We start from the raw sequence: 15,606 nt of genomic DNA, 5'->3' as shown, positions 1-15,606 counted from the left end.
TTAAAATCCAAATTTCACATTAACTCCATAATCTCTCGTAGAAGGAATGTTGAAAGATTCTATACCTTGCAAGTTTCCTGTACCTGCACCAGCTTCCGGATCAAAATATTTCGCTTTGTTCACGAAGAAGAATAAATTTCTTCCTACTAATGAAAAATCGATGCTTGAAAACCCTGAATTACCTAATACACGTTTTGGTAATGAATAACCAAATACAAGCTCTCTTAATCTGATGTTTGTAGCATCATAAATAAAAGGTTCTGCGATAGGTGTTCTTTGTCCAATTGCTGTCCAGTATTGTTCTGCTGTAATGCTTGTTGTATTTGGAGAATAAGTTCCGTTTCCGTTAGCTACAACACCATTAACCACAATTCCACCTTCTCTTCCTGCTAAAGTAATATCACTTACCCCTAAACCTGCTTGTCTTGCCTGAGTGTATGAAATAACTTCACCACCAATTCTAAAATCAACTAAGAAACTTAAAGAGAAATCTTTGTATTTAAAGTTGTTTTTGATACCACCTGTCCAGTCTGGATTAAAGTTTCCTGCACGAACATCAAAACTGTTTGTTGCTAATGGAATACCTGCACTGTTTACAATAATATTTCCGTTAGGATCTCTTTGGAAACCTTTGATGTATAAATCTCCGTATTCTCCGCCCACTACAACTTTACTTCTAACTAAACGTCCTTCTCCCAAAACTAACTCTTCTCTTCCGTCAGCAATAGATTTAACTTTTGACTTGTAAGAAGCGTAGTTTGCTGTAATATCCCAGCTAAAGTTTTCTGTTTGGATAGGAGTTGCTGTAAGTGTAAGCTCGATACCTTTATTTTGAATATCTCCACCATTTACAATCGCTCTTGAATATCCAGAAGACTCAGGAGTATTGATATAGAAAATTTGATTGTCTGTTAATGAATTGAAATAAGTAAAATCTAATCCTAAGCGGTTATTGAAGAATCTAACATCAGCACCAAATTCTGTAGAAGAAGAAATCTCCGGTTTTAAGTTTGGATTTGCTTTTGTGCTTTGTCCGTACAACATACCACCGTTTCCTCCAATGTATGAGAATCTTTGTTGTGTTTGATAAGGATCTGTATCGTTACCAACCTGTGCATAAGAAGCTCTTACTTTTGCAAAGCTGATTACTTCTGGTAATTTAGCCATATCTGAAATTACTGCTGAAAGACCTACAGATGGATAAAAATAATCTTTTGGAATTGTAGAAGACCAGTCATTTCTAGCTGTTAAGTCTAAGAATAAATAGTTTCTGAAACCAAGTTGTCCAAATGCATAAACAGAGTTAATTCTTTTTTCTGAAGCAGTTGATGTAGAGGTAATTGTTGAAACGTTACTTAGGGCAAAAAAGTTTCTTTTACTTAAAACACCTCCAGAGTTTAAAGCTGAACTATTTTGCTGCAGCACGTTTGCACCACCATTAAGTCCAACAGAAAAGTCTCCAAATTTTTCATTGTAAGAAAGTAAAACGTCAGCATTGAATTCGCTTACCGTTTCATACGATTCGCTGTATGAACCTAAATTGTTGTTGAAAGCTGCAGTAGCGTATCTGTTTCTAACATTTTTGTTTGTCATTTGGTCTAAACCAGCTCTACCTTGTAAGCTTAAAGTTTTTGTGAACTCATATTTAAGAGAAGCTAAACCAATAAATCTGTTTCTTTTATCTGTACGAGCATCGTCTCTTAAAGCAGACCAGAATGGGTTTCCACCCGGAGATCCAGTTTCGTCGATAAAATAGTTTAATTGTCTTTGTCCTGCAGCATCAAAATACTCAAAGTTTTTATAATCATTGAATGCGATACTACGAGGTAATAAATAAGCTGATGTTCCGATAGATTCTTCACCAGTTCTTAATAAGTTATCGATATCCTGAACGATGTAGTTTGTTTTTACATCAAGAGATAATTTATCAGAAAGTTTACTAGTCAATCTTAAGTTAAGATTGTGTCTGTCTAATTGGTTTCCGCCAACAATACCTTCAGCACGGGTGTTAGTGTAAGAGAAGTACCCTTGTGCTTTTTCGTTACCTGCAGTAACAGTTAATGTATTGGCTAAATTATAACCTGTTTTGTAAAAATCGATAACGTTGTTTGGTTGTGGAGAATAACTTTGTGTAGCCGGCCCAGCATAATTTGGGTTACGAACTAACTGCCAGTTTGAAACCTGACTCCCATCTAATTTACCTCCCCAGCTTGAAGAAGAATTCGCAACATATGCACCATTTGTTCCCTGACCATACTCATTTTGTAAGTTCATCAAATTGTAAGCAGATGATGCCATAAAATTAGATGATAAAGAAACTGATGTTTTTCCTGCTTTTCCAGATTTAGTAGTAATTACGATAACCCCGTTACTCGCTCTTGATCCGTAAAGAGCTGCTGCTGATGGCCCTTTAAGAACGGTCATCGAAGCAATGTCTTCCGGGTTGATGTTAGAAATACCGTCTGGCTGAGTAGTACCTCCTGTATCAATGTCAGGGTTTGTTGTTGTAGTTCCGTTACTAATTGGCACACCATCTACTACATAAAGAGGCTGGTTGTTTCCGTTAAGAGATCTGTTACCTCTTAATGTAATTCTGGAAGCAGAACCAACACCGTTTGAAGTAGTAGAGAAGTTAAGACCCGCGACTTTACCTGAAAGTGAGTTGGCAACGTTTAATGATCTTGCTTCTGAGAGCTCTCCTACTGCAATGTTTTGTGCAGAATACGTAATGGCTTTTTTCTCTCTTTTAATACCAAGAGCTGTAACCACTACCTCTCCTAATTGCTGTGTCGCAGCACCTAAAGCTGCATTAATCGTAGTTTGGCTTCCTACTGCTATTTCTTGTGGGGCAGAACCAACATAAGAGAAAACCAAAACTGCTGATTGATTTGGAACACTGATAGAATACTTACCATCAAAATCTGATGAGGTACTTGTCTTTGTTCCTTTAACAACAACATTTGCCCCAGGGATCGGAATTCCGCTTTGAGCATCTGTTATCGTTCCTTTTACTGTAGTTTGTGCTTGCAGACCTTGAAATCCAAATAAGCATATCACTAACAGTAATTTTAGTACGTTCTTGATCATATTTAGTTGTTTTTTGAGTTAATAACATGTTAAACTTAAGAATACATTTTGTTAACAACATATAATTTCGACAAATGACAATTTTGAAAAGGTGTTGGGAATACATTTATCATTTTGGGATACGAAAACGTTTTAAATTGTAAGCTTTATCCTCTTTATTCCCAACCCCTTATTCGCAGTAATCTAAGTGATTTGCCGTTTTTTCAACAACATTCTTTTTTAATGATCTTAAACGTTAAATATATGATCTCTTTTTACTGATTTTAGTTCAAAACCTTGAAATTGGTTTTAATAAGATCCGTAGAATTTCCGCCTACCATTACTTCAAAATCTCCCGGTTCTACAACTCGTTTCATTTCTCTGTTCCAGATAGATAACTCATCAGGTGTAAGTGTAAACTCAACCGTTTTTACTTCACCTTTTTTAATATTCAGTCTTTTGAATCCTTTTAAGGTTTTTTCAGGAGTTGTGGTACTGCTGTACAAATCCTTAATATATAATTGTACAACCTCATCTCCGTCTCTCTCTCCGGTGTTTTTCACATCTACAGAAACTTTTAATTCTCCGTTTGGTTTTATCGACGAAGAGCTGATTTTAAGGTTTGAATATTCAAACTTCGTATAACTTAAGCCGTAACCGAATGTGTACAACGGATGTTCACTCTCAGCAACGTATCTGTGAATTGCTGATCTTTTTTGGTTATAATATATAGGTAATTGTCCAACAGATTTAGGAACTGTTATAGGAAGTCTTCCTCCAGGGTTATAATCTCCAAATAAAACATCAGCAACTGCTCTTCCTCCTAATTCTCCCGGGAACCATCCTTCAAGAACTGCTGGAATGTTTTCTGCAATCCAGTTTGTTGAAAGCGGACGCCCGTTTAGCAATACGCAAACTACTGGTGTTCCTGTCTTTTGAATTTCTTCAATCAATTCCTGTTGCATTCCAAATAAGTCTAATGAAGCTACATCTCTGTTTTCTTCCACCAATTCATTTGATTCTCCTAAAACTACAATGGCAACATCGGCTTTTTTAGCTGCTTCGATTGCGGGCTGTAAGTTTACTTTTTCTAAATTCCAGCGTAAGTGAGCTCTGGCTCCCCAGCCTCCTTCCCACATTTCTATGCGGACTTTGTATTTTTTTCCTGCTTCGATGTTTTTTGGAGTCGTTACCATGCTCGTTGCTCCTTTTGTCCAGTTGTCGATTACCAATTGATCGTCAATCCACATTCTGATTCCGTCATCAGAACTTAAACCTAACCAGCCTTCAAATGCTTTATCTGATTTTATGTAACCTGTCCATCTGATAGAAAAATCATCATCAGTAACCCCGTCGCCCGGAGACCAAGGCCAGTCAAATTCTAATTGACTGTCAATACGAGTTAATGCCGGAGTTCCTTCAACATTTCTGTTATTAAAATATTCTCCTTTTAATCCGTTTTGAGAACCATCCGGAGTAAATAAATATTTAGATGGAATAATCTGTCCTTTTACAATCAAAGGCACACCTTCTTCATACACAACATTAGCTGTTTTTCCAACTAATTGCTGAATACCTTCATAAACCGTTGTTCCTACACTATTTTTTGGAGCATATCCTCCTAATCTAGACGCATTTGCATTTGGCCCGATAACCGCAACATTTTTAATGTCTTTGCTTAAAGGCAGAAGATTATTGTCATTTTTCAACAAAACCATGGATTTTTGCGCTGCTTCGAGTGCAACATTCTGATTTTCTTTGGTATGAAAACGCTCCTGAATAAGATTTTTATCTGTGTATGGATTTTCAAATAACCCCAATAAAAATTTCAATCTTAAAACTCCTCCGGCCGCACGATTAATCTGCTCCATTGTTAACTGCTTCTCGTTTACTAATTCTATAATCGTTTTTTGCCAAAACTCATTTGTAAAATCATAAAACTGCATATCAACTCCGGCTGCAATTGCTTCTCTAATGCTCTCTTTAGGAGAACTCGTTACGTAATGTGTTACCTGAAGATATTTTATAGCACCTAAATCTGAAACTACAATTCCTTTAAAACCCCATTCTTTTCTTAAAACATCCGTTAATAACCAATGATTCGCTGCGCAAGGAATTCCGTCTAATTCAGAATATGCACACATGGTTCCTAAAGCACCGCCTTTTCTAAAAGCTTTTTCAAATGATGGAAGATGATCTTCTCGTGCTGATCTTTCTCCCACTAAAATTGGCGAAGAATTTCCTCCCGCCTGCGGAATACCGTGTACGGCAAAATGTTTTGGTTCTGCAATAATCGAACGATCTGATTTTAAATCATTCCCCTGCATTCCTTTTATCATTGCCAGTCCAATTTCGCTGTTTAAATAAGCGTCTTCACCAAAAGTTTCAGCAACACGGCCCCAGCGTGGTTCACGGCCTAAATCTAAATTCGGACCTAACCCAAAATGAACTCCGTGTGATCTTGCTTCCATAGCGATAACTTTCCCCACTTTGTCCATTACATTAGTGTCCCAGGTTGCTCCAAGACCAATATTCATTGGAAAAGTCGTACTTCCTTCGTCTAAATAACCATGGAGCATCTCGCACATAATAAGTGCCGGAATTCCCCATTTATTTTTTTTGATGATTTCGCTTTGCAGATCATTAATCATTTTTGCCGAACGAGGATAAATATCATGAATTGCTCCTATTCCTAAATTTCCAATTTTAGCATCTGATTTTGATTTCGAAAAATCTTCTTTTTCTTTAAAAAATTCGCCTTTATACATATCCATCTGGCGCACTTTTTCTTCAAGAGACATGCGGTTTAACAAGTCTTTCACCCTATCTTCTACCGGTAGTTTCGGGTCTTGATACGGGTATTTTTTCTGAGCATAGGTTTGATTAAAAAAACCTACAGCCATTACAAAAATAATGGCTGTTTTTTTGATCTTAAGTTGTAACATAGTTGTGAGAGTTTTTAATTTTGAATCACTTTCAGTGTTCCTCCATTCACAAAAGCATCGTGTGAAATAAAGTAGCTGTTTAGTGGTTTTCCATCTATTTGGATTGCTTTTATTTTTCCGTCATTGTTGATTTCTCTTTCAATGACAATACTTTCTTTTTTATAATATCTTGAGTCTAATTTGATTGTTACTTTATCAAACATTGGCGTTGTAATGGTGTAAATTGGATCTCCCGGAGATATTGGATAAATTCCCATCATGGAGTACACTAACCAGGCCGACATTGTTCCTGTATCGTCATTTCCCGGTAATCCTTTTGGCTGGTTTAGGAAATATTCTTTCACTAGTTTTTTTACCATTTCCTGACTCTTCCATTCTTCTCCTTTTACATAATTGAATAAATAGGGATACGCAATATCAGGTTCGTTTGCCATGTCAAATTGTTTGATATCAAAAACTTTTTGCAGTTGATCTGAGAAAGCTTTTTCGCCGCCCATTAATTCTATATATCCTTTCATATCATGCGGCACCATAAAAGCATACTGCCACGCATTTCCTTCGATAAAACCAACATTTGCCTCAAAATTAGAGCCTGCTAATGGATCAAAAGGTTCGTACCATTTTCCGTTAGCTGTTCTTGGTCGAAGTAATTTTAGATCTTTATCGTATAATTTTCGGTAGGATAATGAACGTTTAGCAAAACGTTTGTAATCTTCTTTTTCACCCAAAGCTTTAGCCAAAAGCGAAATTGCATAATCTGAAGTGTTATATTCGAGCGTTGTAGAAACAGGTCCCGGATAATTGGTCGATAAATAGCCTTTTTCTATATATTCTTTCAGTCCCGGACGCAGCGGATTATGTTCTGTTTGATCTGCTCCTTTCAACATAGCATAATAAGCTTTGTAAAAGTCAAAATCCTGAATTCCTTTTAAACAGGCATCTACAATAACAATACTTGCCGGATCTCCTACCATTGTAAATGTTTCTGTTGAATTTAATTCCCATTTTGGCAGCCAGCCGTTTTCATCATACATTTCCAGCATGCTTTTTATCATATCAGACTGCTGTTTTGGATACACCAAAGAGGTTAACGGATGCATATTCCGGTACGTATCCCATAACGAAAATACGGTGTATCGTGTATCATCAGTTTTACCCACCTTCGTTCTTTTTATCTTCGGATATTCTCCGTTGACATCATTTAAAACATTGGGATGAATTAAAGTGTGATAAAGTGCGGTATAAAAAATTGTTTTATCGTCGTTTGATCCGCCTTCAACCAAAACTTTCGAAAGTTCCTGGTTCCATTCATCGTATGTATCTTTGTAAATCGCATCAAACGATTTGTTTCCGGTTTCTTTTTCTAAGTTTTCGCGAGCATTTTCTATACTTACATACGAAATCCCGATTTTAACTTCAACACTTTCGGCTTTATCGAATTTATAGGTAAAATAACTTCCAATACTATCGCCTACAACGGTTTTAATTGTATTCTCCATCATTCTGGCTTTTCCGTTGTAACCCATCCATTGCGCTTCAGTTCCTTTATATTTGGGAGTTTTTTTCCAAACTCCGAATTTATCGGCTGGTTTTGAAAATTTAGCCACAAAATAAACCGGATAAGCATCTTCCGGACTGTTGTAACAGAATGAACCCACAGTGCGCATTCCTTCAATTTCTGTCGAAGAAACCACTTTTATCATTGCTCCTTCTTCATTGGTTAATCCTAATCCCAGATTTAATAAAATATTGGATTGCCCTTTCGGGAAATTGAATTTGCTTACTCCAACTCTTCTGGATGCTGTAAATTCGCCTTTTACTTTATACTTGTTGATATCTACACTATAGTACCCGGCTTTTGCCACTTCATTAGAATAAGTCGATCCATATTTTAAATGATCGATTTGAACTTCTCCTGTTGTTGGCATTAATAAGATAACACCTAATTCCGGACAGCCTACACCACTTAAATTAACCTGACTGAATCCGGTTAAAAAAGTATTTTCGTTTACATAAGGATTTGAAAGCCATTGACTGTCTTTTTCCATTGGTGTATTTTTTACTCCGGCCACATTAAACGGACTTATACTTGCCATTCCGCGTGGTGCAATTGGTCCGGGAAAAGCCGCTCCGTAATTAGACGTTCCTATAAACGGATTAACATAATCTGCCGGTGTTTGAGCAGAAATTATGATGCTAAAAAACAGCATGTAAAAACTACATGCTGTTTTTGATATTATTTTTGGTATTGATAACATATTTTTATCTGTTAATAGCCTCAATTTTTAAAGTCCATGCTTCTTTTGCAGGTAAATTATTTCGTAAACTTTCCGGAATTACAACTTTAAATCCATTTCCTTCTTTGGTCCATTTTAAAGAAGTTTTGGAACCTAACATGGTAATTTTTGTTCCTTTTTTAGGACTGATCGATTTTACTGTAACTTCGGCAGGAATTTTATCTTCTCCGTCTTTTGCTAAATAAAAGGCAAATACATTTCCGGCTTTGTTTTGTGTAAAACAGATATTATCTTCTTTAAAAGGTTCGATTGGTTTTGTATCATAAATGGCTACACTGTTTACTTTCATCCAGTCAGCGTAAGCTTGTAATAAATCGTAAGCTCCCTGCTGCCACTCTCCTTCCGGACTTGGGGCAACATTCAGTAATAAGTTTCCGCCTTTTGCTACAATGTCAACTAACATGTGAATACCTTGCCTTCCGGTCATGTATTTTGCATCTGGTGTATATGACCATCCGCCGCCAGAAGTAATGCAAGATTCCCAAGGATAAGGCAATGTTTTTGCAGGAACGCGGCCTTCTGGAGTTAAGTAGTTTTGGTTTTTACCGTGAACTGCTCTGTCTACTACAATTAATCCTGGTTGTTTCTGACGTGCTTTTGCAACCAATTCATCCATTTTAGGATCCTGATCTACTACTCTGTGTTTGATGAAACCGTTTTTAGATTCGTTTTCTGCAAATTTCTCATCGTAGTTTTCTTTGATGTTTACCTGATCTCTTTTTCTAACCCAGCCTCCGTCAAGCCATAAAATATCTACTTTTCCGTAGTTAGTCAAAATTTCTAAAATCTGGTTGTGTGTAAAATCAACATATTTCTGCCATTTTTCAGGATATAATGATGGGTCGTAATTTACGTTTCTGTCGAAAGGAGGAAAATACGGATCCCAGTAATTTTCGTTATGCCAGTCTGGTTTTGAGAAATAAGCTCCGGTTGAAATGTTTTCGGCTCTAAAAGCATTAAAAACTTCTTTTAAAACATCTGCTTTTGGATTTGTACTGAAAGGACAGTCTTTATCTGTGATTTTATAATCAGAATATTTCGTGTCGTACATATTAAATCCGTCATGGTGTTTGGTGGTAAAAACCATGTATTTCATTCCGGCGGCTTTTGCGGCTTTTGCCCATTTTACGGGATCAAATTTTGTTGGATTAAAAGTCTTTTTTAAACCTTCATAATCTTTTACATATTGATTATAACTTGCCGGATTGCTTCCTTTTTTACGTTCGCACCATCCATAATCTTCCGGACATATCGACCATGATTCTACAATTCCCCATTGGCTGTATGTTCCCCAGTGCATTAATAATCCAAATTTTTTGCCCTGCCATTGTTCCAGGTTTTTCAATACTAATGGGTCTGTTTCTGGTACATAACGCTCATCTTCATAAATGGCCTGCGAAAATATTTGAACCGAAAATAATAACGCGATTATGAATATTCCTCTTTTCATTTTTATTCTATTTATAGTTTTTGTTGTTTGTTTTTTATTTTTAATCACACATTTAAATTATTGACAAAAAGCGCTCTTGCTACCTTAATTTATCAAAGTTTCTCCTCATTTTTTGTCATTTCGACGAAGGAGAAATCTGCGCAAGAAACTCCTCATTGTAACTCTTCAATCTTTGTCGAGCTACTTGTGCAGATTTCTCCTTCGTCGAAATGACAAGATTGTGTGTAATAATTTTAGTTCACTAAAATCTCATCTACAAATATCCATGAACTTTCTCCTTTTGGACTTTTCTTTAAGTTCCCTGCTATTACTTTGACAAAACGTGTATTTTGTTTCTGAAAATTAATTTTAAAATCTTTTAGTTCCGGAACTGCATTTACTGCATACGGACGTGTTATTTTTCCAACCTGTTTGTATTTAATTCCGTCATTTGAAACTAGTACTTTTACTTCTACCGGAAAATTAACTCCTGCTCCCTGACTTTCAAGAGTTCCAACAATTACCTGCTCTACACTTTCTGGTTTTTCAAAATCAATAACCAACTCCATATCATTTACAAGCCACGCCAGCCATTGTCCGTCATGGAAATTTTTACTTCCTCTAATCGTATTGACCATTGTATTGGCATCACCTTTATAATTTTGATTATAAGGCGTTAGATATTTTACTTTTTGCGAAAAAGCTTTGTGAAAAATAATCGTATCAGTAAAAGTTTTTCCTACTGGTTTATCGTCCTGAAATAAAGAAGCTTTTAATATCGTAGTTTCTTTAAATTCAATTGGACCAGTATATTTTACAGCGTGATGATCGATATTTTTATCTCCCAAAACATAACGGATATCCGGGTTTGGAAATTCATTTTTCAATTCGACTTTGATTTGTTTATTAGCCAAATCTGCTGTAGAAGAAGCGGTTACTAAATAAGCACTTTTAGCATAGTTAATTCCTAAATAATCGTAACGCTTGAATTGTGAAAATAATCGCGTTGAAAAATCATTCCAGTTCCGGCTTTCTTTTGTACTCCATAAAGTTTCAGATAAAGCAGCCAGTCTAGGGAAAATCATATATTCAGAATCTTTTGGCAATGCTAAATGCTCTGCCCATAAATTGGCCTGTCCGCCCAATACATGCGACGCTTCCTGAGGTGACATGGTTGAAACTACAGGATCGAATTTATACACTTCACTTAACGGATTATAGGCATCAAAAGCTAAAGGTTCTTCGTTTTGCGGGCCCTGATAAAAGTTAAAATAACAAGGCGTTTCCGGTGTCATAATTACATCATGTCCTTGATCTGCCGCTTCGATACCGCCTTTTGTTCCTCTCCAGCTCATTACAGTAGCTTCCGGGGCTAAACCTCCTTCAAGAATTTCGTCCCAACCGATAACTTTTTTACCTTTAGAATTGATGTACTTTTCAATGCGTTTTACAAAATAACTTTGTAATTCTTCTACATTTTTTAAACCCTCATCTTTGATTCTTTTTTGGCAATGAGGACATTTTGCCCAATTGGTTTTCGTAGCTTCGTCTCCTCCAATATGGATATATTTTGATGGAAAAATAGTCATTACTTCATCTAATACATTTTGAAGAAATTCAAACGTCGTTTCTTTTCCTGCACAATAAATGTCTGTAATTGGCCAAACTCCGCCAGACGGAACGCCAATACGCTGATCAAAACAAGCCAGTTCCGGATACGATGCAATCGCACTGCTTACGTGTGCCGGCATTTCGATTTCAGGAATTATTTCGATGTTTTTTGATGCCGCATATTTTACGATTTCTTTTAATTCTTCTTGAGTTAAAAATCCGCCGTAAGTTCCTTTTTCGTCAGGATTTGTAGTTAATCTGGCGTTCCATGAAACATTTTCCTGATCCACTCTCCAGGCTCCGACTTCTGTTAGTTTTGGGTATTTTTTAATTTCGATTCTCCATCCCTGATCGTCTACTAAATGTAAGTGCAGTACGTTCATTTTGTGCATCGCCAAACGATCGATTGTGGCCAGAATATAATTTTTATCAAAAAAATGACGGGATAAATCGAGCATTAAACCTCTCCATTTAAAACGAGGTTCGTCGTTAATCGTCACATTCGGAATCTGCCATTTTGCAGATGAAACTACATAGTTGCTTTCAATAGCCACCGGAAGCAGTTGTCTGATGGTTTCTAATGCGTAAATAAAACCGGCATTTGCTTTGGCTGTAATCGTAACCGAATTATTCGTTACTTCTAATTTATAAGCTTCTTTACCCAGATTAGGATCTGTTTTAAACTGAACAAAATTACTCTGTGGTGCTTTTACTCCTAAAACAGGACGCCAGCCTGCAGCGGTTTCAAATTTGCTGGCCAAAGCATTTGAAATTTCTTTTTGAAAATCAGTATTGGCGACAAAAACAGTATTTTTAGAAAACTCAAAAGAGCCCGGTAAAATTACCAGCTGTTTTGGTTTTGGAATTACCTGTATGTCTTTTTCAGTAAATACTTTTTGGCAATAACCCGAACTTAAAACAGTTAAGAAGATTAAGACGAATAAGGGTTTTAATGTTCTCATAATTATTATTTTAAAGATGGTGTTATTTTAAATTGATACTGATAATTTTTTCCTCTCAAAAGATATTTTTCCATTGGCCACGCCTGCCAGCTGTCGATTCCGCCCACTCCCATTTGTTTGTAATCGATTTTTAAACTCGTTAAATCTCTTTCTTTTAATTCGGCAGCGTGTCTTTGGTCTTTCTGTAGTCCGTCGTCTAAATCTTCATTTAAGAAATGTAAAGCGGTTATAGCTAATAATTCGTCTGACGTTACAGTTAACTTTAATTTATCTCCTGTTAATTCTAAAAAGCGAATATCGGTTTTATTTCCGGTTTCCTGCGGACGAATGTATGGATAATATTGTTCTGAAACTGTTTGTGTGTAAAGTCCCACTTTTGAACTGTAATTTCTGTCAATATAATTTTCGTGCGGACCTTTTCCGTAATAGGTCATATTACTGAAATCTCTCGGAACAATTACTTCCATTCCAAATCTTGGCAAAATTGGCTGTTCTTTTGTTTTATCAATATTTAAAACTTCTTTTACCACTAATTCTCCGTTTCCGTTGAATTCATAATTCAACTCTAAAGTAGAAGAAACAGAAGCTAAACTATATGTTGCTTTTACTAAAATTGTATTGTTTTTTGTTGAAGAAAATGTCCAGTTTACCAAAGTTGGATTTTCTGTCGCATCTTTCCATGCTTTTAAGTTTACCTGAAAATTTGCTCCAAAATCATTGTCGTTTGGTGCTCTCCAGAAATTTGGACGCAATTGATAACCGTCTTTTACAATTGGTAAATTATTGAATGAATACGCGCTGATGAATCCTGTTTTTTTGTCGAAAGTAATTTCGACTTTATCACTTTTGAAAACCGTTGCATTTGCTTTTTTCTCCACAGAAATTTTTGAAGTGCCTTCGATTTTTATATCATTTTTCCAAGTTCCTTTATATGCTAATTGTTCATAAGCGATTTCAAAACCTTTTGATAAAAATGGTTCTGCCTCTTTTAAAGTATACGATATATTTACAAAAGCTTCCTGAAACTTTTTATCGCCTAATTTAATTGGTAAAGTATATGTTTTTGATTGTCCTGGATCGATTGCTAAATAATCAATTGAACCTGATGTTTCTTTTACTCCGTCTAAAATTAAGGTCCAGTGCAGAGTTACATTGCTTAAATCCTTAAACGAAAATTCATTGTAAACTTTTATCGCTGCAGTTTCCTGATTTTCCCAAGAAGTCAAAATATTCTGCATTACATTTTTTACTTCAAGTGCATGCGGGTTTGGTTTTCTGTCAACCGTAAAAACTCCGTTGTTTACAAAGTTATTATCGCTTTTTACATCTTTTGGTCCAAAATCGCCTCCGTAGGCTAAAACTGTAATTCCGTTGTCCAGTTTTTTATAAACCGACTGATCAATCATATCCCAAATGAAACCTCCCTGAAAGTTTGGATATTTACGAATCACATCCCAATAATCTTTAAAATTTCCCATCGAATTCCCCATTGCATGTGCATATTCGCACTGAATGTAAGGTCTTGACGGATTTGGATTTGCCAGAATATATTCTTCCATTTTGTTTGGAGAACTGTACATTGGATCGATAATATCAGAATCCCATTCAAATTTTAAATCTTTTCCGTCCCAAGCGCCCGCAGTTGCTCTTTCATACTGAATTGGTCTTGATTTATCACGATTTTTAATCCATAAATAACCTCTGTAAAAATTGTAACCGTTTCCGGCTTCGTTACCCATACTCCAGATAATAACCGATGCATGGTTTTTATCTCTTTCGATCATGCGCTGCATACGCTGAATGTGCGCTAATTCCCAATCTGGTTTATTTCCCAGAGTTTTGGTAATATCATAACCCATTCCGTGCGATTCTATGTTGGCTTCATCAACCACATAAATTCCGTATTTATCGCATAATTCATAGAAATATTCATCGTTTGGATAATGCGACATTCTCACGGCATTGATATTAAATTCTTTCATCAATTTAATATCCTGTTCCATTCTTTCTCTTGAAATTGTCTGTCCAGTAACTGGATCAACTTCATGACGGTTTACACCTTTTATGTAAATCGCTTTTCCGTTTACTAAAAGCTGTCCGCCTTTAATTTCTACTTTTCTAAAACCAACATTTTGATTGATAACTTCAATTACAGTTCCTTTTTTATCTTTTAGAATAAAACGTACCTGATATAAATTCGGAATTTCGGCACTCCATTTCTTCGGATTTTCTACAGTAAAATCAAATGTTTGTTTTTCGCTTAAAGCGGAAATATTTTTGGACGTTATAATTTTGTCACCGTCTTTTAACTGAACGTCTAAAGTATAACTGTCTTTTTTATCTAAATCAGAAAATTGAGTTGTGATTTTCAAACTTCCGTTTACGTAATTCGCATCTAAATCTGGAATAATTTCGAAGTCATTTAAATGAGCTTTATTTCTCGCAACTAAATAAGAATCTCTTGTAATTCCGCTCATTCTCCACATATCCTGACATTCTAAATACGAACCGTCATTCCATTTCATAACCTGAAGCACAATGGTATTTTTTCCCGTTTTGACGTATTTGTTTAATTTAAATTCTGAAGGCAGTTTTCCGTCTTCTCCATAACCCACATAAACACCATTTACCCAAACCGTAAGATTTGATTTTGCTGTTCCAATATGCAGAAAAATATCTTTTCCTTCCCAAGATTTATCAATATTGATTTCTCTTCTATAAACTCCAGTGGGATTGTATTTTGTTGGCACAAACGGCGGATTTGGCGCCATTAAATAATCAAAGTCGTAAGTGGTATTTACATAAACCGGATATCCATAACCATTTACATCCCAGCTTGCCGGAATTTTGAAATTATCCCAAGCTTTATCATTAAAATCAGTTTTCTCAAAATCTTTTGGAAGTGCTCCCGGATTATCAACATATTTAAATTTCCAGGCTCCGTTAATGTCAAGGTAATTTTTAGATTGTCTCCATTCGTTTTTAACAGCTAAGGCTTCATTTTCAAAAACATAATAAGCGGCGTGCATTGGCTCTCTATTATCTTCATTGATTTTTTCATTCTGCCAAAACGGAACTTTTTCCTGAGCATTTACAGATAATACTGAAAGTAATAAGGTTAATATGGATAATGTTGTTTTCATTCTTAGTTTTTGTTTGAACACATAGTCCCGATTATTATCGGGATAGATTGTGAGAGAAAAATCTATGTTTCTATGTGCTTAAAATTTTAATTTTTGTATGTCATTTCGAGGAACGAGAAATGACAATATTGTGGTCAAACTTTGTCAAAGTTT

The 15,606-nt window shown here is 35.8% G+C and carries 6 protein-coding genes; all 6 read right to left on the bottom strand.

The annotated features are described in order from the left end of the window. The 6 genes from ABDW27_RS17690 to ABDW27_RS17665 all read right to left on the bottom strand — a co-directional run bounded on the left by ABDW27_RS17690 (position 1) and on the right by ABDW27_RS17665 (position 15,453). Positions 1–3,087 carry a SusC/RagA family TonB-linked outer membrane protein gene (locus ABDW27_RS17690; RefSeq protein ID WP_343697091.1) on the bottom strand — a complete coding sequence of 1,029 codons (3,087 nt, stop codon included), beginning with the start codon at positions 3,085–3,087 and terminating at the stop codon, positions 1–3. Between the two features lie 263 nt (positions 3,088–3,350). Then, positions 3,351–6,011 (bottom strand): glycoside hydrolase family 3 N-terminal domain-containing protein, encoded by a 2,661-nt coding sequence (locus ABDW27_RS17685; protein ID WP_343697090.1) that lies wholly within the window; start codon positions 6,009–6,011, stop codon positions 3,351–3,353. A 14-nt stretch (positions 6,012–6,025) separates the two neighbouring features. Further along, positions 6,026–8,269, bottom strand: coding sequence for a GH92 family glycosyl hydrolase (locus tag ABDW27_RS17680; protein ID WP_343697089.1), 2,244 nt, complete (start codon positions 8,267–8,269; stop codon positions 6,026–6,028). A 4-nt stretch (positions 8,270–8,273) separates the two neighbouring features. Beyond that, positions 8,274–9,758, bottom strand: coding sequence for an alpha-L-fucosidase (locus ABDW27_RS17675; protein WP_343697088.1), 1,485 nt, complete (start codon positions 9,756–9,758; stop codon positions 8,274–8,276). 233 nt (positions 9,759–9,991) lie between these two features. Continuing rightward, complete coding sequence (locus tag ABDW27_RS17670) at positions 9,992–12,310, bottom strand: glycoside hydrolase family 20 protein (protein WP_343697087.1); 2,319 nt, start codon at positions 12,308–12,310, stop codon at positions 9,992–9,994. Between the two features lie 5 nt (positions 12,311–12,315). Then, a complete protein-coding gene (locus ABDW27_RS17665; RefSeq protein ID WP_343697086.1) occupies positions 12,316–15,453 on the bottom strand; it encodes a glycoside hydrolase family 2 TIM barrel-domain containing protein in 3,138 nt (1,045 codons plus the stop codon). Positions 15,454–15,606 lie beyond the last annotated feature (153 nt).

Source organism: Flavobacterium sp., assembly GCF_039595935.1.
Taxonomy (GTDB): Bacteria; Bacteroidota; Bacteroidia; order Flavobacteriales; family Flavobacteriaceae; genus Flavobacterium.
This window is presented reverse-complemented; position numbering and strand designations above follow the sequence as displayed.

Excerpts from the sequence above, each read along its gene's own strand:
- ABDW27_RS17670 (WP_343697087.1), bottom strand. The coding sequence starts at position 12,310 with ATGAGAACATTAAAACCCTTATTCGTCTTAATCTTCTTAACTGTTTTA.
- ABDW27_RS17675 (WP_343697088.1), bottom strand. The coding sequence starts at position 9,758 with ATGAAAAGAGGAATATTCATAATCGCGTTATTATTTTCGGTTCAAATA.
- ABDW27_RS17690 (WP_343697091.1), bottom strand. The coding sequence starts at position 3,087 with ATGATCAAGAACGTACTAAAATTACTGTTAGTGATATGCTTATTTGGA.
- ABDW27_RS17665 (WP_343697086.1), bottom strand. The coding sequence starts at position 15,453 with ATGAAAACAACATTATCCATATTAACCTTATTACTTTCAGTATTATCT.
- ABDW27_RS17685 (WP_343697090.1), bottom strand. The coding sequence starts at position 6,011 with ATGTTACAACTTAAGATCAAAAAAACAGCCATTATTTTTGTAATGGCT.
- ABDW27_RS17680 (WP_343697089.1), bottom strand. The coding sequence starts at position 8,269 with ATGTTATCAATACCAAAAATAATATCAAAAACAGCATGTAGTTTTTAC.